Annotated in this window: 17 protein-coding genes and 2 tRNA genes; 11 read left to right on the top strand and 8 right to left on the bottom strand. The window is 49.6% G+C overall.

Going from position 1 to position 21364, the window contains the following annotated elements; genetic code table 11:
* Positions 1-1578, top strand: coding sequence for a glutamine-hydrolyzing GMP synthase (guaA, locus tag AC4PME_RS03205; protein ID WP_491044915.1), 1578 nt, complete (start codon positions 1-3; stop codon positions 1576-1578).
* A 241-nt stretch (positions 1579-1819) separates the two neighbouring features.
* Entirely contained in the window at positions 1820-2545 is a 726-nt protein-coding gene (locus AC4PME_RS03200; RefSeq protein ID WP_119502002.1) for a PEP-CTERM sorting domain-containing protein, read from the top strand.
* Positions 2546-2596: 51 nt separating this feature from the next.
* Here the strand turns inward: AC4PME_RS03200 and AC4PME_RS03195 are convergent, their stop codons facing one another.
* Positions 2597-3643, bottom strand: coding sequence for an NAD(P)-dependent alcohol dehydrogenase (locus tag AC4PME_RS03195; RefSeq protein ID WP_491044914.1), 1047 nt, complete (start codon positions 3641-3643; stop codon positions 2597-2599).
* Positions 3644-3872: 229 nt separating this feature from the next.
* Entirely contained in the window at positions 3873-6113 is a 2241-nt protein-coding gene (katG, locus tag AC4PME_RS03190) for a catalase/peroxidase HPI (protein WP_491044913.1), read from the bottom strand.
* Positions 6114-6377: 264 nt separating this feature from the next.
* Here katG and AC4PME_RS03185 point away from each other — a divergent pair, with 264 nt between their 5' ends.
* The 3 genes from AC4PME_RS03185 (at position 6378) to AC4PME_RS03175 (ending at position 10203) form a co-directional block, all read left to right on the top strand.
* Entirely contained in the window at positions 6378-7400 is a 1023-nt protein-coding gene (locus AC4PME_RS03185; RefSeq protein ID WP_491044912.1) for a zinc-binding alcohol dehydrogenase family protein, read from the top strand.
* Positions 7401-7608: 208 nt separating this feature from the next.
* A complete protein-coding gene (locus AC4PME_RS03180) occupies positions 7609-9231 on the top strand; it encodes a methyl-accepting chemotaxis protein (RefSeq protein ID WP_491044911.1) in 1623 nt (540 codons plus the stop codon).
* A gap of 60 nt (positions 9232-9291) precedes the next feature.
* Positions 9292-10203, top strand: coding sequence for a histone deacetylase family protein (locus AC4PME_RS03175; RefSeq protein ID WP_491044910.1), 912 nt, complete (start codon positions 9292-9294; stop codon positions 10201-10203).
* Between the two features lie 6 nt (positions 10204-10209).
* Here the strand turns inward: AC4PME_RS03175 and AC4PME_RS03170 are convergent, their stop codons facing one another.
* The 4 genes from AC4PME_RS03170 to tsaA all read right to left on the bottom strand — a co-directional run bounded on the left by AC4PME_RS03170 (position 10210) and on the right by tsaA (position 14568).
* On the bottom strand, positions 10210-11133 hold the full coding sequence (locus AC4PME_RS03170; protein ID WP_491044909.1) for a phospholipase A: 924 nt from the start codon (positions 11131-11133) through the stop codon (positions 10210-10212).
* A gap of 11 nt (positions 11134-11144) precedes the next feature.
* Complete coding sequence (locus AC4PME_RS03165; protein WP_491044908.1) at positions 11145-11984, bottom strand: MBL fold metallo-hydrolase; 840 nt, start codon at positions 11982-11984, stop codon at positions 11145-11147.
* Positions 11985-12053: 69 nt separating this feature from the next.
* On the bottom strand, positions 12054-13748 hold the full coding sequence (locus AC4PME_RS03160; RefSeq protein ID WP_491044907.1) for a proline--tRNA ligase: 1695 nt from the start codon (positions 13746-13748) through the stop codon (positions 12054-12056).
* A gap of 82 nt (positions 13749-13830) precedes the next feature.
* Entirely contained in the window at positions 13831-14568 is a 738-nt protein-coding gene (gene tsaA / locus AC4PME_RS03155) for a tRNA (N6-threonylcarbamoyladenosine(37)-N6)-methyltransferase TrmO (protein ID WP_491044906.1), read from the bottom strand.
* 330 nt (positions 14569-14898) lie between these two features.
* Between tsaA and AC4PME_RS03150 the strand changes: the two genes are divergently transcribed.
* The 4 genes from AC4PME_RS03150 to AC4PME_RS03135 are packed head-to-tail and all read left to right on the top strand — an operon-like array spanning position 14899 to position 19407.
* On the top strand, positions 14899-15825 hold the full coding sequence (locus AC4PME_RS03150) for an ABC transporter ATP-binding protein (RefSeq protein ID WP_491044905.1): 927 nt from the start codon (positions 14899-14901) through the stop codon (positions 15823-15825).
* Complete coding sequence (locus tag AC4PME_RS03145) at positions 15825-16556, top strand: ABC transporter permease subunit (protein WP_119501991.1); 732 nt, start codon at positions 15825-15827, stop codon at positions 16554-16556. The genes AC4PME_RS03150 and AC4PME_RS03145 overlap by 1 nt, the downstream gene beginning before the upstream one ends.
* A 2-nt stretch (positions 16557-16558) precedes the next feature.
* Positions 16559-18418 (top strand): GldG family protein, encoded by a 1860-nt coding sequence (locus AC4PME_RS03140; protein WP_491044904.1) that lies wholly within the window; start codon positions 16559-16561, stop codon positions 18416-18418.
* On the top strand, positions 18415-19407 hold the full coding sequence (locus tag AC4PME_RS03135) for a DUF4340 domain-containing protein (RefSeq protein ID WP_491044903.1): 993 nt from the start codon (positions 18415-18417) through the stop codon (positions 19405-19407). The genes AC4PME_RS03140 and AC4PME_RS03135 overlap by 4 nt, the downstream gene beginning before the upstream one ends.
* A 13-nt stretch (positions 19408-19420) precedes the next feature.
* On the opposite strand, the gene AC4PME_RS03130 is transcribed toward AC4PME_RS03135, so the two are convergent.
* On the bottom strand, positions 19421-19975 hold the full coding sequence (locus tag AC4PME_RS03130; RefSeq protein WP_491044902.1) for a DUF1415 domain-containing protein: 555 nt from the start codon (positions 19973-19975) through the stop codon (positions 19421-19423).
* Entirely contained in the window at positions 19972-20826 is an 855-nt protein-coding gene (gene folD / locus AC4PME_RS03125; protein ID WP_119501988.1) for a bifunctional methylenetetrahydrofolate dehydrogenase/methenyltetrahydrofolate cyclohydrolase FolD, read from the bottom strand. The genes AC4PME_RS03130 and folD overlap by 4 nt, the downstream gene beginning before the upstream one ends.
* Before the next feature lie 232 nt (positions 20827-21058).
* On the opposite strand from folD, the gene AC4PME_RS03120 reads away from it, so the two are divergent.
* A tRNA-Pro gene (locus tag AC4PME_RS03120) sits at positions 21059-21135 on the top strand.
* Positions 21136-21159: 24 nt separating this feature from the next.
* Positions 21160-21236: transfer RNA gene (locus AC4PME_RS03115), tRNA-Arg, on the top strand.
* Positions 21237-21364 lie beyond the last annotated feature (128 nt).

Here is a 21364-nt window from a genome sequence, read left to right as displayed (position 1 = left end):
ATGACCACCAATATTCATAGCCAGCGCATACTTATTCTGGACTTCGGTTCCCAGTACACGCAACTGATTGCACGTCGCGTACGTGAAATCGGTGTTTACTGTGAGCTGTGGGCCTGGGACGTGACCGAAGAGCAAATTCGCGGATTCAACCCGGACGGTATCATTCTGTCGGGCGGCCCGGAGTCGGTCACTGAACTGAACTCGCCCCGTGCCCCGGAGTACGTATTTGAAGCCGGTGTACCGGTGCTTGGCGTATGTTACGGCATGCAGACCATGGCGGAACAGCTTGGCGGTAGCGTACAGGGCTCTAACAAGCGTGAGTTCGGTTATGCGCAGGTTGAAGTATTAAAAGCTACCGACCTGTTGGCACAGATTGAAGACCACATCGGCGAAAACGGCAACGCACTGCTGGACGTATGGATGAGTCACGGCGATAAAGTGGCGACGATTCCGGAAGGTTTCGAAACCATCGCGCAGACACCATCTTGTCCGCATGCGGCTATGTACAACGAAGAAAAACGTTTCTACGGTGTACAGTTCCACCCGGAAGTGACCCACACCCGTCAGGGCCAGCGTTTGCTGACTCATTTCGTGATGGACATCTGTGGCTGTGAGAAGCTATGGACACCGGGCGCCATCATCGAAGATGCCATTGAGCGTATCAAAGAAAAAGTGGGTGATGACGAAGTGATCCTCGGCCTGTCAGGCGGTGTGGATTCATCTGTGGTTGCCATGCTTATTCACCGTGCTATCGGTGACAAGCTGACTTGTGTATTCGTAGACAACGGTCTGCTGCGTTTAAACGAAGGCCAGCAGGTAATGGACATGTTCGGCGATCACTTTGGTCTGAACATCATTAAGGTGGATGCGGAAGACCGCTTCCTCGCCCGTCTTGAAGGCGAAGCGGATCCAGAGAAAAAACGTAAGATTATCGGTAACGAGTTCGTTGCGGTATTCGATGAGGAAGCATCCAAGCTGACTAACGCCAAGTGGCTGGCACAGGGCACAATTTACCCTGACGTTATTGAATCAGCCGGTTCTGCTACCGGTAAAGCCCACGTTATCAAATCGCATCACAACGTGGGTGGTCTGCCAGAAGACATGAAGATGGGTCTGGTCGAGCCATTACGCGAGCTGTTTAAAGACGAGGTACGTAAGATTGGTCTGGAGCTCGGCCTGCCATACGACATGCTGTACCGTCATCCGTTCCCTGGCCCTGGTCTGGGCGTACGCGTACTGGGCGAAATCAAGAAAGAATACTGTGACCTGCTGCGTCGTGCTGATGCTATCTTTATCGAAGAACTGCACGCTGCTGATCTGTACCACAAAGTCAGCCAGGCATTCACCGTATTCCTGCCGGTACGTTCTGTTGGCGTAATGGGTGATGCCCGTAAATACGACTGGGTCGTATCGCTGCGTGCGGTTGAAACCATTGATTTCATGACCGCACACTGGGCGCACCTGCCATACGATTTCTTAGGTAAGGTGTCTAACCGTATCATCAACGAAATCGACGGCATTTCCCGCGTGGTTTACGATATTTCTGGTAAGCCGCCTGCAACCATTGAGTGGGAATAAGTTCTCTCATTAGTCTTAATGACATCGTTCAAATAATGTATAGCCCTGCAAATGCAGGGCTTTTTTGTTCTTAAATTTAGGGCTCTCGTCTCTAAATTATCAATTATCGCATTTTTAACTGTCAGTTTATTTTGCAACTAAATATTAACAATTATCTATCTGACTGAAATTTAGGGGTTATTTTTTTGGCTCAAATCTTGTTAGGCAAAACTGAGGTTTTGATAAATACAGGAAGTGGAAAATGAAACTAAATATACAAAAATCACTATTATTAATTGCTTTGATTTTAGGTCATACATCAGTATCAATTGCGTCTGTTCTTTATTTTGAAGATGACACTATTGCCACATCGTCTGTACCTGGCGCACTAACATTATCTGGTTTGGACGTTCAAACGACAACTGTAACGTCGGTGACAGACTTCAATACTCAGCTTGCTTCACAAAGCTGGGATCTGGTAATCCTTGGCGAACAGAATAACGATATTTTCAGCAGTATTTCAGGTCTTGATACTTATCTGGGTAACGGGGGCTCTATATTAGGTACAACCTGGCTTGATAATTCAGGTTTATCTGCATTATTGGGAGCTTCAGGTCGTTCAGGTACAAACGGGACAAATATTGCGATTGACTCACACCCCATTTTTGCGGGTCTGTCTTCACCGCTTATGCTGGCAAACCCGGGCTGGGGTATTTTTTCCAGTAGCTGGATAGCATCCTCATCATCTCAATGTCTGGGGACGTTGGGTTCAGGTTGTGCAGTTGTCGAGGGAAATAGTGGCAATTCATTACTGTTAAGTGGCTTGTTCGATACCTATGATGTATCTGATGGTAATATTCTCCTCTCCAATAGTATTAACTACTTGTTGAATGGAGCGACAGGTCCGGTAAGTGTTTCTGAACCCGGCACTCTGATATTGATTACTCTGGCTATGGCTGGCTTCTTTACCCGAAGAAAGCGTAGCTAAACAGAAAAGCCCGCATTTTGCGGGCTTTCTTATTTTTGACTGTCCGAAGGTTTACACTTCCAGACTCGACATATCAATCACGTAACGGTGGGCTACGTCACCTTTTGCCAGGCTTGCGAATGCTTCATTCACTTCATCAGCTTTAATCATCACACATTCAGGGTGAATGTTGTGCTCAGCACAGAAATCCAGTACTTCCTGAGTTTCCCTGATACCGCCAATCAGAGAGCCTGCTACGCGGCGGCGGCCGAAAACCAGAGGGACAGACATTAAGTCTTCCATGGGGCCAACCTGACCAACAATGACGATGGTGCCGTCAACATCCAGCAGCGGTGTGTACGGGTCCAGGTCGTGTTTTACCGGAACGGTATCAATGATGAGGTCGAAGGAGCTGGCCGCCTTTTTCATTGCTTCTTCATCTTTAGAAACCAGAATACCGGTTGCGCCAAGCTTCTTCGCTTCACTTGCTTTGGAGTCAGAACGGCTGAGAACGGTTACTTCTGCGCCCATGGCCACTGCCAGTTTAACCGCCATATGACCCAGACCACCCAGGCCAATTACGCCTACGCGGCTGCCTTCTTTAACGCCCCAGGTACGCAGAGGAGAAAAAGTGGTGATACCAGCACAAAGAATAGGTGCAGTACGGGCCAGGTCTAATGATTCAGGTACATTCAGAACGAATTCTTCGCGCACAACAATGTGCTTTGAGTACCCGCCCTGAGTAATTTCACCGCTGATGCGGTCCGGTGCGCCGTAAGTGGGCGTCATACCATTGCGACAAAATTGCTCTTCACCGTGGTCACACTGGTCGCAGGACTGACAGCTGTCGACCATACAGCCTACAGCTACGTGCTGGCCCACTTTGTAGTTTTTAACGTCTGCGCCAACTTCTATGACTTTACCGACGATTTCGTGTCCCGGTACTAACGGATAAGGCTGGTCGCCCCAGTCGCCGTTTACGGTGTGAAGATCAGAGTGGCAAACGCCGCTATAAAGAATTTCGATGGCTACGTCATTGTCGCGCAGATTCCGTCTTTCGAAATGATAAGGAACCATGTGGGCGTCTGACGAGTGAGCCGCATATCCAATTGTTTTCATAACTATAGCCTCATTTGTCGTTACATGCTCAGGCATATCCTGATAACGGAAATTTTAAGTAAAAACACCAGGGGTGTGCATGCCTGATGCTCTTTAATGATTGCCTGATTGTGCAGATTGCCGGAGGTTTTACGAAAAGACCTGCTGACAGGTTCATTCATAAGCGGGGGAAATAAAAATGCCCCCTTAAGCGGGGGCATGGTTTAACGAGGTATATAGAGGGCGGGAATTAGCTGCGTTTCAGATCAAAGCGATCGTTGCGCATTACTTTTACCCATGCATCTACGAAGTCGGTAACAAACTTCTCTTTCGCATCTTCAGAGCCGTACACTTCGGCAATGGCCCGTAATTCAGTGTTAGAACCGAAGATCAGGTCAACCGGTGTGGCAGTCCATTTCTGTTCGCCTGAAGTACGATCTGTACCTACATAAATGGCTACGTCATCTTCTGACTTTTTCCACTCTGTAGACATATCCAGCAGATTAACGAAGAAATCGTTTGTCAGCTGACCGGGGTTGCCTGTCAGTACACCATGTGCTGAACCGTCAGCGTTCGCGTTCATGGCACGCATTCCGCCCAGCAGAACTGTCATTTCAGGCACACTCAGTGACAGCATGTCTGCCTTATCGACCATCATCACAGCCGGTGAGCGGTAGTTACTTTCAGCCCAGTAGTTACGGAAAGCATCAGCAGTCGGTTCCAGTACCGCGAACGACTCAACATCTGTCATTTCCTGTGTGGCATCCATACGACCCGGAATGAACGGAACGGTCACGTCAACACCGGCGTCTTTCGCTGCCTGTTCAACACCTGCGGCACCTGCCAGTACAATCATGTCGGCCAGAGAAATTTTGACCTTCTTCGATTTCTTATTGAAACCGGCCTGAATGTCTTTCAGCTTGCCCAGCACTTTTTGTACTTCTGCCGGATTATTAATTGCCCAGTCCTTTTGCGGAGCAAGAGCAATACGGGCACCGTTTACACCACCGCGCATATCTGTATCACGGTAGCTGGCTGCAGCCGCCCAGGCGACACGCACTAATTCCTGTACAGACAGACCTGACTTCAGAATGTCCTTCTTCAGTTGTTTAGCTTGTTTGTCTGAAACCAGCTTGTGGTCAACTTGAGGAATCGGATCCTGCCAGATAAGGTCGTCAGCCGGGATTTCAGCACCCAGATAACGGGCTTTCGGTCCAAGATCACGGTGATTCAGTTTGAACCAGGCTTTACCGAAAGCCAGTTCAAAGTCTTCCGGATTCTGCTGGAAGCGCTTCGCAATCTTACGGAATTCAGGATCTTCTTTCAGCGCAAGGTCAGTGGTAAACATGATGGGAGCGTGACGCTTACCCTGAACGTGGGCGTCAGGAACCATGTTCGCCGCGGATTCTGCAGTAGGGATCCACTGAATAGCGCCGGCAGGGCTCTTTGTTTGTTTCCATTCGAAACCAAACAGGTTATCCAGATAATTTGTTGTCCACTGCGTCGGCGTCACCGTCCAGGCACCTTCCAGTCCGCTGGTCATCGTGTCTTCTGCATTACCTTTGCCACAGCTGTTTTTCCAGCCAAAGCCCTGGTCTTCCAGATCACCGGCAGCAGGTTCTTTACCCAGACAGTCTGCTTTTTTGGCTCCGTGAGCTTTACCAAAAGTGTGACCACCCGCGATAAGCGCTACGATTTCTTCATCATTCATAGCCATGCGGCCGAAAGACATACGGATGTCGTGGGCAGCAGCAATCGGATCAGGCTTGCCGTGAGGTCCAACCGGATTGACGTAAATCAGACCCATTTCTACCGCAGCCAGAGGACCTTTCAGGTTGCCTTTCTCGTCCCGGCGCTGATCGGTAAGCATTTCTTCTTCCGGGCCCCAGTAAACATGATCCGGTTCCCAGTCGTCCACACGTCCGCCAGCAAAACCATAGGTTTTAAAGCCCATGTCTTCCAGTGCCACGTTACCGGTAAGGGCCATTAAATCACCCCATGAAATGTTACGGCCGTATTTCTGTTTGATTGGCCACAGTAAACGACGTGCTTTATCCAGGTTAGCGTTATCCGGCCAGCTGTTCAGCGGGTCGAAACGTTGCTGACCACCACCGGCACCGCCGCGTCCGTCAACAGTCCGGTAAGTACCGGCTGCGTGCCATGCCATACGGATAAAGAACGGACCGTAATGACCATAGTCTGCAGGCCACCAGGGTTGTGAAGAGGTAAGCACTTCGCGGATATCGGCTTTAACGGCATTTAAATCCAGTGATTCAAATGCTTTTACGTAATTAAAGTTTTCGCCGTAAGGGTTTGATGCAACACCGTGGGCACGTAACTGGGACAGGTCCAGTTGTTCCGGCCACCAGAATTTATTGCCCTTCGGGGCTTCGCCCACTACTTTCGCATTTTGATCCATAGTGGCAGAGTACGCATTTGGCGATAATGCCATGGCGATAGCTGCGACAACGGGTAAGAGTTTCATTTTCATGTGTTTATCCTTATTGAATAGTTTCTGGTCACACTTCAGGCCATAAGAATATGATTCAGATTTGTGATAAGAGAAAATTGGATAAACCGATTACTTCAATCTGTTTTTATCATTTGTGAATTAACAATTTGTTAACTTTAATTAAGAGTCATGTTATCCCGTTATTGAGCAACTGCGACGATTTTCCTCTGGCGTCTGCGTGTCAGGAAGCGTTATCGTGTAGCACATTCATGTAGAGCAGTTTGCTGAACAAAGGGATAAAACATGCGCGCATATGGTTATAAGCAGGCGTCTGAAACGCTGACTGAAAACGCAATTCAGGCAATCAATATGGCAACTCCTGTGCCGGCAGGAAGAGATCTGCTGGTGAGAGTGCTTGCCGTTTCAGTGAATCCGGTAGACACCAAAATTCGTCGTAGTGTGTCTCCTCCGGCTGATGAGGTAAAAATCCTCGGATGGGACGCGGTGGGTATCGTTGAATCCACAGGCAGCGATGCGTCGTTGTTCAAAAAAGGCGATAAGGTATTTTATGCCGGTGATATTTCCCGTAGTGGTACCAATGCGGAATTTCAGCTGGTAGATGAGCGTATTGTTGCGCTGGCACCCGAAGGGCTGTCTGATGTTGAATCTGCGGCAATGCCACTGACTTCACTGACGGCGTGGGAGCTGTTGTTCGATCGTCTTGAAGTTGCTCCGGGTGAAGAAAGTAAAGATAAAGTGCTGCTTGTCACCGGTGCTGCCGGCGGTGTGGGTTCCATTCTAATTCAGCTTGCCCGTAAACTTACCGGTCTGACTGTTGTTGCCACGGCATCCAGACCGGAAACGAAGGAATGGGTGAGTAAAATGGGCGCACATCATGTACTCGACCACTCACAACCTCTGCCTCCGCAGTACGAAGCATTGTCATTAGAGGGTGTTGACTATGTCGCCAGCCTCACGCATACGCAGACACATATTGCCGCGCTGGCTGATTTAATGAAGCCGCAAAGCAAGTTCGGTCTGATTGACGATCCGGGTCCGCTGGATATCGGTCTGTTAAAGCGCAAGAGTATTTCGCTTCACTGGGAGTTCATGTACACCCGCTCTCTGTTCAATACCAGTGACATTCTTAAACAACATGAAATCCTCAGCGATGTGAGCAAAATGCTTACTGCGGGGGAGCTTCAAACCACACTCGGCCAGCATTTGGGCCCGGTCAATGCCGCTAATCTGTTCAGAGCCCACCAAATCCTTGAAAGTGGTTCAGCCATCGGCAAACTGGTACTGGCACCGTTCGATACCGAATAACCTTGAGATTCAATTACTTCCGGCGGCGAATTGTTCCGGTTCGCCGCTACCTTCCGTATAAATGCACATACTGACTATCCCTTTTTCATACTCCCTCAACTGACATTCGCAACCTGCTGTCATGTTGCTGTCATAAAAACATCATCTAATACTTTCGTCTAAATGATTCAGTATTACATTTACCCGAAAAGCGTTTTACCAGGTTCCCATGTTGAAATATTCCAGTATCAGCCGGCTTGTCATGACTCCCGTGATGGCAGCTCTTATTATCTTAGTGATGCTTAACTCTTCATCACTGTATAAATCTTTTGCCTTACTCAACCATTTTGATGAACTGGAAAACAGTCTGGTTCAGTCAGAGCGTGATGTAACAGCTATCCTGAATACCTTTAAAACGCAGGTACAGGAATGGAAAAACACCTTGCTGCGTGGTTATGACGATGACAACAGGGAAAAGTACTGGCAGCGGTTTCAGCAACGGGAAGCTGACGTGCAGGAGGGGTTCCGCAAGTTATTAACGAATCAGGCGATAAGTGCGGAAGCCAGAAGCACTATCCGTGAATTTCTGGATGCCCATAATCATATGGCAGAAAAGTACCGTGAAGGTTTCGACGCGTTTGTGACAGCGGGTTACGATGCTAAAGTGGCAGACGCCTACGTGAAAGGCATTGACCGCAAACCTGCTGAATTACTTGAAGCGGTGGCAACAAACATCGCTGAGCAGTCTTTCAATGCTTTTGAAAACCTGAGAACGGATACCCGCCGCACATTATGGATGATCCTGATCGCTGCACTGGTGTTATCGGCACTGACTACCTGGTATGTAGTTCAACGTTTACGTAAACAGGTCATTAAACCGGTTAAGCAAATCGCGGCCTGCATTGCTGCTCTGGCAAAAAGCCGGTATGACTACAAGCTTGATTACCGCAGCGGGCACGAACTGGGCTCGCTGGCGGATTCTGCACGCTCGTTACAGGACAAGTTGCGGGGCTCCGTTGAACAACTCAAACAGGCTGAGTCTCAGGTTGCCCACGCTGTTATTACGCTGAGTGATGTGAGTCAGGCTATTCTGGCCGGCGCAGAAGAGCAGCACCAGACCAGTCAGTCGCTGGACAGCAGTACCGATAAACTGAAAGAAATTGTACAGAGTCTGGTTGCCATTACCGACCAGGTGGCCGTCGCCACTAACAGCTCTGAAACCAATGTAGCCGCCTGTTACGCCACCTTTTCAAAAGCTAACGACGGCTTCAGGCAACTTGCTGAGACAGTAAATCAGTCCAGTGACATTGTTGATGCCCTGCAATCCCGCAGTAATAACATCCTCAAAGTCGTTAATGTCATCAATGAAATTGCCGATCAGACCAACTTGCTGGCTCTGAATGCGGCTATTGAAGCAGCAAGAGCAGGGGAGCATGGCAGAGGATTTGCCGTGGTTGCCGACGAAGTGCGGGCTCTGGCAGCCAAAACCCAGCAGTCAACGCGGGAAATCAACGGCATTCTTTCAAGCTTTGAGTCTGAAGCGCAGGGTGCGGTAGTGGCTATGCAATCCGGAAAATCACTGGCAGATGTGAATGCAAGAGAAGCGGCCGCGGCGCTGGAAACATTGAATCTGGTGGTGAAAGATATACAGGAAACTGCCAGCGTCGTCGTTGTACTGAATGAAGCCGCCGATGAACAGGAAGCGGTGCTTAAACAGGTTGAGCAGGTTATCAATAATTCTGTGACATCGTCAGAAAAGTATCATGCCCTGTCACGCAGAAACGATATTTCAGATGCCGTGAGAGAAATGGAAGGAAATGTGAAGCAGGTGGTGATGTCACTGACGCATTAACAGGACTACAACAAAGCGGCCGGCTCATGTTAACGTATAAGAAAACGCAGTCAGCCGCTTATGAATTTGCCCTATCCTCCGTTAGTTTTTCATCCTGTTTACAGTCAGCTTGACCTGCCGGTCAGACATCGCTTTCCCATCGAAAAATATCAGGGGATCCATGATGCGCTGGTATCCCGCGGCGTGCCGCCCGGCCATTTCACAATCCCTGAAGCGCTGACAACCGCTGATCTGACGTCAATTTACCAGCAAGACTATGTCAGCGCACTTTGCGGCGGCACCCTTGATCACCAGGCCATGCGCAGAATAGGTTTCCCCTGGTCAGAGCAATTAATCCGCCGTTCCCTCACCGCTGTCAGCGGGACCTGTCTGACTGCCGCACTGGCACAGGAACACGGACTGGCACTTAATCTTACCGGTGGTTACCACCACGCTTTTGCTGATTTCGGTTCGGGATTTTGCTTATTTAACGATTTGTATCTGGCAGCGAAGAGGGCACAGGCCCGTGATGATTGCGATACGGTGATGATCATCGATCTTGATGTACATCAGGGGGACGGTACAGCCAAACTGGCTGAGCATGACGACTCGGTGTTTACCGTATCAGTGCACGGTGAGAAGAACTTTCCCCACCGCAAACAAACTTCAGACATTGATATCGGGCTGGCGAAAGGCACCGGGGACGATGAGTACCTGACGACGCTTGATGAAACGCTGCACTTAGCGTTTCGACAGTGTTCACCGGACTTCATTATTTACGATGCCGGCGTCGACGTACACATCAATGATGATTTAGGGCACCTGCATATCACCACACCGGGTGTTCTGGCCAGAGACAAAATGGTGCTGGATATGTGTAAGCAAAAAGGGCTGCCGGTAGCTTGTGTGATCGGTGGAGGCTATCAGCGTGATATCGTTGCGCTGGTAGATGTACACCTGCAGCTGTTCAAAGCGGCAGGTGTCATCCGGTAAAATCACCTACAGGAAGGTCAACTGGAAGCCCAGACCTATGCGTTCCTGGCTACGGTTGTAGTCAATCAGGGAGTCGCCGTAACCGTTAAAGTATTGCAGCAGCAATTCGTACCGGTCTGAAAGGGGATAGGTCAGGTTTAGCTGAATACTGCCTCTGTTGTGTCCGAAATTCAGGTTATTGCGTAACAGGGCGAGCACCTTGAAGTTGCCAAGACGGGTGCCGTAACCCAATTCCATGCGCCCGTAATAATCATTGATGTCCGGATTATCGTCGCCGGCAGGATCGTTTTCGTCCACTTTGGTGTCTTCGGGGATGCGATACCAGGTTTTCAGGTAATACACGTCATCAAAATCACTGAACAGTACCGAGGCAAAAATTCTGTTCCAGCTGCGGGAGCGCTCGCCACTCTGTCCGTTCGACATATGATTAAAACCTACCTGAAAGGCGTTAAAGTCGTATCCCAGCAGGGTAATGTCGGCTTCCTGCTGATAAAACACTTCAGGCTGATAATTGGTTTCCCGAAAGGGTTTCGATACCTCGCTGTTATACAGTTGCCAGAAGGACGTCAGGGTGAATCCGAAATACATACCATCGGCCGTATCGCCCCGCAGATAAAGGGGCAGTTTTACACTTAACTGAAACTTGGCTTCGCTGTTATCAACATTTTCAGGAGTGAGATCCTGATTACCGGCGGAGTTCGGGTTGGTCACATAGGTAACAGGTAAAAGATAGTTGGTCTGGTACTGTGTGATGGCAAAGTAATTATCCAGTGCCCGGTGATCGGCCTCAAAACGTGAACTGAGCATACTTGGGGCATCTTTCTGCGCATCGGTGGATGATTTATCCGCTTCCTCCTGCGCATACGCACCTTTGCATAATACTGCTGTCAGTAACAGAGTGGGCAGAGCTGAGTAACGGCAAATTTTCATCGCATAATCCTTTACAGATCGAGGGTCTGGCCTTCTGCCGCCGCAAATAAACCTAATGGCGACTCCGCAATTTCAATGTATTCCTGACAGTGAGTAACCACCTTGTCAATGTCGTCGTCTGTCCGGTCCGGGTCGTGGCTGTACAATGCCAGTTGTTTAACGTTAGATGCCATCGCCAGTTTCACCGCTTCCTCAGCCACAGAGTGTCCCCAGCCAGATTTAGCCGGCATATCTGACAGCATATACTGCGCGTCGTGGATAACCAGGTCAGCATCGCGGGCAAAGTCCACGAAACTGAGAAAATCCGTTTCTTTTTTATAGGGAGGATAGAGCTCGTTATCTGTGAGATAGGTTAACTTTTTACCGTTTTCAGTGATCGTATAAGCACTGCCTTTTCCCGGGTGGTTCATAGGCAGCCGGGAAATTGTCGCATTGCCTAACCGCCAGCTGTCAATCTCTTCCGGAACGGGGGTTACCGTCACATCAGAAGCCAGCGCACTGGCCGGTACGGGAAACACGGAGCCTTGCATCTGGGTAAGGATCCGGTCGTGCTCGGGCAGAGTAGTCATGCCGGGAATGATTTTAATTTCGCGATCTTTCTGGTAAATCGGGGCGAAGAAGGGGAAGCCTTGAATATGGTCCCAGTGATTATGAGTAAGCAGGATATGAACAGGCGTTGTTTTCTTTATGAGCTCGTTTCCCAGCGCCCTGATCCCAGTGCCGGCATCCAGAATGATATCTGTGCCGTCTGACAACTGAACATGAACACAGGCCGTATTACCACCATAACGCACGAAATCAGCGCCCGGCGTGGGAATAGACCCTCTGACACCATAAAAGGTAACTCGCATGCCTTCTCCTGCAGCATTGCCGCCGGGCCGTCAGCAGCCCGGCAATTTCCGTGTTAATCTCTGTCTGTTTTACAGACCGGCAATAAATTCACCGGCGTTATCTATAGAGAGTAAGGTTTTTTCGCCGGTGCGGCGATTTTTATATTCTACCTGCCGGTTATCCAGATTGCGCTCGCCCACAACGATGCTGTGGGGAATACCGACCAGTTCCATGTCGTTAAACATGACGCCCGGGCGTTCTTTGCGGTCGTCAAATAACACTTCAATGCCGGCGGCAGTCAATGTTTCGTACAACGACTCTGCAACGTCTTTGATGCGCTGAGACTTATGCATATTCATCGGGATAAGCGCCACTTTAAACGGTGCAACCGGGTCAGGCCAGATGATACCGTTTTCGTCGTGGTTCTGCTCAATGGCTGCTGCCACAATGCGTGACACACCAATGCCATAGCAACCCATAGTCAGTATTTGATGCTTACCGGTTTCACCCAGTACACCACAGTTCATGGCTTTAGAATATTTATCGCCTAACTGGAAAATGTGACCTACTTCGATACCGCGTTTGATTTCGATTGTGCCTTTTCCGCAGGGTGAAGGATCGCCGGCAACCACATCGCGGATATCAGCGCTTTGAATATCACCGGTCCAGTTTCCATTAATGATGAATTTACCATTTTCACCTGCGCCGCAAACAAAGTCTGCTGCTGCCGCTGCGCTGTGGTCAACAATAACGTCTAAACCGGATGCCAGTGGATTTGCGTACAACGGGAAGCAACCAAAAATGTCTTTAGCCTGTTCTTCAGAGGCAATAACCAGCGGTGATGTAATCTGTGGCAGTTTCTCTGCTTTGATATCGTTTAAAGTGTGTTCGTCACGTAAGACCAGCGCCACCCACTTTTCGGGAGCATCTTCTTCAGTCTGACCTTTAACCAGCACGACTTTTAGTGCGGTGTTTTGTTCTTTCAGGAAGTTTTCTGCACTGATCCCTTTTGGCTTGTCAATAACTTCTGCCTCAGCACCTGACGGCACGGCTTTCGTTGCAGGTGCAACAGCCTGAGCCATTTCCACATTGGCTGCATAGTCAGATTCTGTCGAAAACGCGATGTCATCTTCACCGGACTCTGCCAGCACGTGGAACTCGTGAGAGACCGCGCCACCAATTGAACCTGAGTCGGCAATAACAGCACGGAAATCCAGACCCAGGCGGGTAAAGATATTGCTGTAAGCCTGATACATTTTATCGTAAGTTTCCTGCAGCGACGCTTCATCCATATGGAAGCTGTATGCATCCTTCATGGTGAATTCACGGCCGCGCATAATGCCGAAACGGGGACGAACTTCGTCACGGAATTTTGTCTGGATTTGATACAGGTTCAGCGGTAATTGTTTGTAACTGCTGATTTCGTTACGCACCAGTGCGGTAATCACTTCTTCGTGAGTCGGGCCTAAAACAAAGTCGCGCTGATGGCGATCTTTGATGCGCAGCAGCTCAGGACCATATTCTTCCCAGCGACCGGATTCTTCCCATAAGTCAGCAGGCTGAACCACCGGCATTAACACTTCCACTGCACCGGCCTTATTCATTTCATCACGCACCACATCTGCGATTTTGTTCAGCACACGCAGACCGCTCGGCAGCCAGGTATACAAACCGGCAGCCAGTTTGCGGATCATGCCTGCCCGCAGCATGAGCTGATGACTGATAACTTCAGCATCGGCAGGTGTTTCTTTTTGCGTGGACAACAAATATTGGCTCGTGCGCATTACGGTGGTTCATCCTATAGAGAAAAATAAAAACGGCGCCATTCTAGCAGTATAGAAAAGGCCGCAAAAGTCGTTTTTCCGGTTAAGTTTGCCGTTGTCCGGCAGGTAGCGGTGTGAGTGATAAAACCACCACGTCACTATTGATAATTTGCCAGCTGATATCCACGTCGTACAGACTCACTTTATAGACTTTGTCATCATCATCCAGTTTATGCCGGTAAGCGGGGCGGGGATCCTGGCTGAGTATATCCTGCGTCAGCGGGATGATATCCGGCCATCTGGCAGAAAGCGCGTGGCATTGTCTGTCTGCTTCTGCGGTAAAAATGACATTGCGGCGGGGAATGGGGGAGCTTGAGGTGAGCGTATCATCTGCCTCATTCACGGCGTCGGCGTAAGGAATATACGGCTTAATATCAATGACCGGTGTGCCATCAAGTAAATCGACGCCGGACACATTCAGCACAACACGGTCGCTTTCCACTGACAGACCGTCATTTTTAACCACTGACATACCAATGCTGTTTGGCCGGTGCGTACTGCGACTGGCAAATACGCCCAATGTGGCATTACCGCCCAGCCGTGGCGCTTTGACGGCGGGTTTCCAGCCTCTGGCAGCGGTTTCATGGAAATAGAACAATAACCAGACATGACTGAACGCCTCTATACCTTTAAAGGCCTGCGGGTTGGCATAGTCAGTCTGCATGACAATCTGACCTTTAGCTCCGGCAAGGTTCGGCTGGCGGGGAATAGCAAATTTTTGCCTGAACGGTGTGTGAATAATGCCAACAGGTTCAATAGTGGCAGATTCAGTAAAGCTCACGACCTGGTTACCTGAAATAAATGGTTGATTGTCATAATTATCTCATAAAATACCGCTAAGGTATGCTCCGTTGTTTACCACCACAAGCCTGACTGGGCAGCTTGCGGTCTCCCTGGATCCCAGTTCCTTTAACCCCGTTGCGTGCAACGGGGTTTCTTTTTTCCCGGGTTTAGCAATCAGGCAGTGAATGGTGTTGCTGAATATGTCAAACTACGGCACCGGAACGGTGACCTGCGATGAAGACACTGCAAAGTGTTTTACCGTCGCGGGTGCCGGATACGATTTACCACCGCTTTTTCCTTTATTACCAGCAGTAGCAGACGGAACGCTATGATAGTTGTAGAAAATCTGACCCGACGGTTCAACCAGCTTGTCGCTGTCGATAACCTGTCTTTCACCATAAAAGCCGGCGAGATTGTGGGATTTCTGGGGCCAAATGGCGCCGGTAAGTCCACTACCATGAAAATGCTTACCGGTTTTCTGGACCCTTCATCAGGGAAAATAAAAATAGACGGCGCGGATATGCCCGGCAAAGCGAAAGCATTGCAGGAGCGTATTGGCTATCTGCCTGAAGGCGCACCGCTTTATGGTGAGATGACAGTGTTTCAGTTTTTACATTTCGTGGCCGGTGTACGGGGACTGAAAGGTAAGCATCGTCAGAAGCGTCTCAAACATGTCATAGAGCAGGTAGAGTTGGGAGACGTGCTGAACAGGCAGATAGATAAATTGTCAAAAGGGTTCCGCCATCGCATTGGTCTGGCTCAGGCTATCATGCATGATCCGGATATTCTTATTCTGGATGAACCTACAGATGGACTGGATCCGAATCAGAAACATCAGGTAAGGGAACTTATTAAGGCGTTGTCGAAAGACAAAATTGTTATCATTTCCACACACATCCTGGAAGAAGTCAGCGCTGTGTGTAACCGCGCCATGATCATTTCTCAGGGCAAACTGTTGTTCGATGGAACGCCGACGGAACTGCAATACCGTTCCCGCTATCACCAGGCCATCACACTGCATTTCAGTTATGCAGCCGATATTTCCGGGCTGGCGGAAATTGAGGGTGTAGATGAAATGGTGGTTAACCGCGAAACCGGCGATGTCACGCTGTTCCCTGAAGATGGTAAGTTGCTGATGACGCCGGTGACCGAACATGTCAGTCATTACCGGCTGCCGGTGGACAAATTTACCATTGAAACCGGTCGCCTTGATGATGTATTCCGTGAAATTACTACCGGGGAGCGTGTGCAGTAATGAGAAGTTTAACCATTGCACGACGGGAGTTCGGCAGCTTTTTTGCTACACCGGTGGCGTATGTTTATCTGGTAATGTTCCTGGTGCTGAGCAGCGTGTTCACCTTCTTTATGGGAGATTTTTACGCCAGAGGACAGGCTGATTTACTGCCATTTTTTAATTTTCATCCCTGGCTCTATTTGTTCCTTGTACCAGCCATTGCCATGCGTAGCTGGGCTGAAGAAAGGAAATCCGGCACCATTGAATTATTAATGACATTGCCGGTGTCAGAAACGCAGGCTGTAGCCGGTAAATTTCTGGCCTGCTGGGGAATTCTCGGACTGGCTCTGCTGATGACCACGCCCTTGTGGTTAACCGTTAATTATCTCGGCTCACCGGATAACGGAATCATCGTTGCCGCTTATACCGGCAGCTGGTTAATGGCCGGCGCTTTTCTAGCCATCAGTCAGTGTATGTCTGCGTTAACACATAATCAGGTTATCGCCTTTGTTATGTCTGTGCTGGTGTGTTTTCTCTTTCTGGTCAGCGGTTCGGAAATCGTGGTCGATGTTTTTAAAAACTGGGCACCTAATTTCGTGGTGGATACCGTTGCTTCTTTCAGTTTCCTCACACATTTTGAAGCTATGTCAAAAGGTGTGCTGGCTGCGAATGATGTGGTGTATTTTCTGCTGGTTATCTTTGTGTGGCTGACCGCAAACGCCGTGATCACTGAACAGAACAAGGCCGGGTGATCATGATGAAGAAAAAATGGTTATCTGTATTAAGTCTTGGCCTGCTGGCAGTGCTGTTTGTATTGCTGGTTTTCATTAACAATCAATTGTTAAGCAAATATCGCATTGATTTGACAGAAGACAAGGTGTTCTCGTTGTCAGAGGGAACACGTAATGTGCTCACCAGTCTGGATGAGCCGGTCACGTTGTACTTCTTCTACTCCGATTCGGCGACGACGGGTATGACAAAAATGCGTAACTATGCCGCCAGAGTAGAAAGTTTGTTGCGTGAATATGCACAGGCGTCCGGCGGTAAAGTTCAACTGCAAATCGTTGACCCTGTACCTTTTTCGGAAAACGAAGATAAAGCCAGTCAGTTCGGTCTCACAGGAGCGGCACTGGGTAATGTGGGAGAACAGATTTACTTTGGTCTTGCCGGCACGAATTTACTGGATGATCAGTTCACCATCCCGTTCTTTGATCCTAAGAACGAGCAGTTTCTTGAATATGAAATCAGTAAACTGATTTATCGCCTGAGTAATCCGGATACGCTGACGCTGGCGCTGGTCACTGATTTACCGGTTGCCGGCGGACAAGATCCTCTGACCGGGCGATACACCGGTCCCATGGTGTTTTATCAGCAACTGGCGCAGTTGTATAACATTCGAATTGTGAACAGTACTGCTGATGGATTACCGGAAGATACCGATGTGGTGTTGCTGGCGCATCCGCAAGCGCTGTCGGACGGCCTGCTGTATGCCATAGATCAGTTTGCTATGCACAATGGCCGGATCCTGGCCTTTATTGATCCTCATTACGAAGGAAATGCGCTTTCTTCGTTGCAACAAGTGGGTGCCAATGCGTCTTCGTTTCCGTTGCTTAAGGCCTGGGGAATCAAGGCGGATTTAACCAATATCGTCCTTGATGCCCAGCTGGCTTTTGATCTGCGAAATGAAAACGGCGCGATAGTGAAGCATTTTGGCATTCTCGGGCTCACTGCAGCTCAACTCGATCGTAATGATGTGATCACTGCCAATCTGGACTCTGTAAACGGCGCGTCCTTCGGTGCGCTGGAAGCGGTGAAAAAAGCCGGCTTGTCTATGCATACGCTCATACGTTCATCCGTTAACTCAGGGCTGACCAATGCAGATAACTATGCCCAGACCCTTAACCCGGTGGCGTTGCACCGCGGATTCGGCGGTAACACCGAAACCTACACCGTTGCTGCCCGTTACCGTGGAAAAGCCCGCTCATATTTCAGTGCACCGAAAGATCCGGCTAAAGCGGCGACCTATGAAGGGCAGACTGACAATCTGAATCTGGTGCTGGTGGCAGACGCAGATATGCTCTCAGACCGTTACTGGGTGCAACAAACGGCGTTCTTCGGAGATACGGTATTTACGCCGTTTGCGAATAACGGTGACTTTATTGTCAATGCAATTGAAAACCTCACCGGCAGCGATGCGCTTATCAGTATCCGCTCCCGTGGCACCTATGTGCGCCCCTTTGAAAGGGTAAAGGCCCTGGAGACGGCGGCGGAAGGTAAATACCGCGAGCAGGAAGAACAGTTGCAGGAAGAACTGATCCAGACGGAGCAAAAATTACGTGAGCTGCAGGGACAACAGGGGCAGGGCGGTACCATTGTCTTTACCGGTCAGCAGCAGGAGGCAATAGATAAGTATATTGCCCGCAGAGTCGAAATTCGCCGTGAACTTCGCGAAGTGCGCTATCAGCTTGACCGCGAGATAGACCGTCTTGGCGATAAACTGAAAATAGTGAATATAGCCCTGGCACCTGCTGTGCTGACGGGCTTGTTATGGTTACTGGCGTTTATCTTCAAACGCAGAGCAGGAAAAGCATACCGGACAGAAACTCAGTCATGAATTTACGCGTTCTTATTTTATCGGGGCTAGTCGCCGTCAGTGCCGGTGTTGCCGGTTGGTTACAAAGTCATTCCGACCGCACTTCCCGGGAAGCATCCGCAGAACATGAATTGCAAAGCGAGCTGGCGACAGCGGCAAAAGATATTCAGCGGATCAAAATTGAAACTCACGAAGGGGTGGTATTTGCCGCCGTGAAAGATACTGACAGGTGGATTGCAACTCACCTGGATACCATTATGACCTTTCCGGTGGACATGAAAAAGCTGGCGAAATTTGCTAATGCCCTGAACAGTCTGGAAGTGCTGGAGCCTAAAACATCACAGCCGGAATTTTATCACCGTCTGGGTGTTGAAAGTGTCAGAGATAGTGATGCCCGCTCTTTACTGATTGAGATTGGCGGCGAAAAGGAAGCCTTTTCGTTGCTCGTGGGCAGGACGGCCAGTGGTAACCGCGGTACATATGTGCGGCAGCCTGAAGCGTCTACCAGCCTGCTGGTAAACAAAACTTTGCCGTTACCGGAAAAGCGCAGCGACTGGTTAAGCCGTGAGATTTTCGCTTTTAACAGTTCAGATATCAGTGCTGTGGATGTTGAAATTGAAGGGCAGCCCCTGCTGAAGTTAAACCGTGAAGGAGAGACCGCTGACGGCTGGCAGATTGCAGGCTATGATGAGGCTACTGCCGCACTGAGATATCCAACCATAGTAGGTCAGACAGTTGATAAGATGCTGCGCTTTGACTTTGATGGAGTCAAACCCTTCCTGCAGCATAAGTGGAGTGAGGTATCACTGATCAGTCAGGTTATCTTTTCTCTGGAAGATGGCAGTGAAGTCATGGCTTATCTTTCAGCACCGGACCCGCGCGGACGTTTTCAATTGTGGATTGATACCCCGGACTCACCACGCTGGATATCCGAATGGGTATTTGAGCTTTCCGAATATCAGGCCCGTGCTTTTCTGCCCGGGCTGGAAAATTTGACATCCGCTATCTGAAATTCCGGACGCTTCAGCCCTGACCCTGACGCAGTGATGCCAGCAACTGTGCAAGGTGCTGGCTGCCAAGGCTTGCCGCTTTACGCATATTACGCTCGTAAATTGCGGATGATTCGTCCTTGTTCTTCATGGCCTCTTCAATATCCTTTTCACGGATAATGTGCAGCACCGGCCAGGGACTCCGGTTCGTGTAATGGCTGGCATCATCCGGGTCTTCTCCTTCGAAAAGATAATCAGGATGAAAGCTGGCCAGCTGAAACTCGCCGCTGAAACCAGATGCGTCGAGAAGGCGCTCCGCCATGCCGAGAATGTCGAGATAATCGTCGAAATCATTACCACAGCGATAGAAAATAACCAGTGTCGTAGCTATTTCCGGTGAGTCACGCAACGTCTGGCAGGCCTGATAAACGGTTTCAAGGATGTCTGCAGGATTACCGGAATCATCCACTTCGTAGCGGATCAGGTCCGGTGTGAAAACGGGTTTGGCGAAAGGGCAAAAGTTGTAGCCTATCACAACTTTTTCTACCCAGTCGCGGGTGGCGGCAGCCACCCTCTGATTGTCTGTCATGAATGGTACTTAACGTACGCTTCCAGCGTGTTTTCAATCAGGCTGGCAACAGTCATAGGGCCTACGCCGCCAGGTACCGGCGTGATCCAACCAGCGCGGGTCTTCGCGTTTTCAAAATCAACATCGCCTACCAGAGAGCCGTCGTTCACCCGGTTGATACCCACATCAATCACAATCGCACCGGGTTTAATCCAGTCACCGGGAATGAAGTTGGGTTTACCCACAGCCACAACCAGCAAGTCTGCACGGCTGACGTGGGCTTTTAAATCCTGTGTAAACTTGTGGCAGGTTGTCACAGTGCAGCCGGCAAGCAGTAGTTCAAGACTCATAGGACGACCAACGATATTACTGGCACCCACAATAACCGCGTCCAGGCCTTTTACAGGACGTTTTGTGGCAGCAATCATGGTCATGATACCTTTAGGCGTACAAGGACGCAGAGCAGGGATACGTTGCGCCAGGCGACCAATATTGTAAGGGTGGAAGCCGTCAACATCTTTGTGCGGCTCAATACGTTCCAGTACACGTTCAGCATTGAGACCGGCAGGCAGCGGCAATTGCACAAGAATACCGTCGATTTCAGGATCCTGATTGAGTTGATCTACCACAGCCAGTAATTCTTCTTCACTGGTGCTCGCCGGTAAATCAAAAGAACGGGAAACAAACCCGACTTCTTCACAGGCTTTACGTTTATTAGACACATATACTTGTGAGGCAGCATCACTGCCTACCAGTACAACGGCCAGACCGGGGCAACGCTTTCCGGCTTCTTTTAAAGATTCAACGTAGCTTGCTACGTCCTGGCGAACTTGTTTGGCAATGACTTTGCCATCAATCAGGTGGGCACTCATGAATGTGTTCTTCTCATTTCATTACGTTAACCCTTATATTGTTTCACAACTTACAACACCTTGCCAAAGTGAAAATGCGCTTAAAAGATCAGCGGATTGGTCAAAAAAACAGACGATTGCGCGTAATCTGAGCGGTCAGAATTTTTATTGAAAAAAGTGTTTGACGGGATGGGATGTTGGCTATAGTATTCGCACCCCGTAACGGCAGGGAACATTAACTGCCTTACACAGTCGGTGAGTGGCGCAGTTTGGTAGCGCACTTGGTTTGGGTCCAAGGGGTCGCAGGTTCAAATCCTGTCTCACCGACCACTATTGCAAGCTTCGATTCGTCGGGCGTCCGTAGCTCAGCTGGATAGAGCAACGGCCTTCTAAGCCGTGGGTCGCAGGTTCGAATCCTGCCGGACGCGCCATCGGTGAGTTCGCAGGAAATACTGACAAGGTGTCAGTATTCGGGTAGACTTAAGAAGTTTGTAATTGCACTCTCTGTGGTGGGCGTAGCTCAGTTGGTAGAGCCCCGGATTGTGATTCCGGTTGTCGT

The sequence above is a fragment of the Alteromonas sp. genome (assembly GCF_984505615.1).
This window is presented reverse-complemented; position numbering and strand designations above follow the sequence as displayed.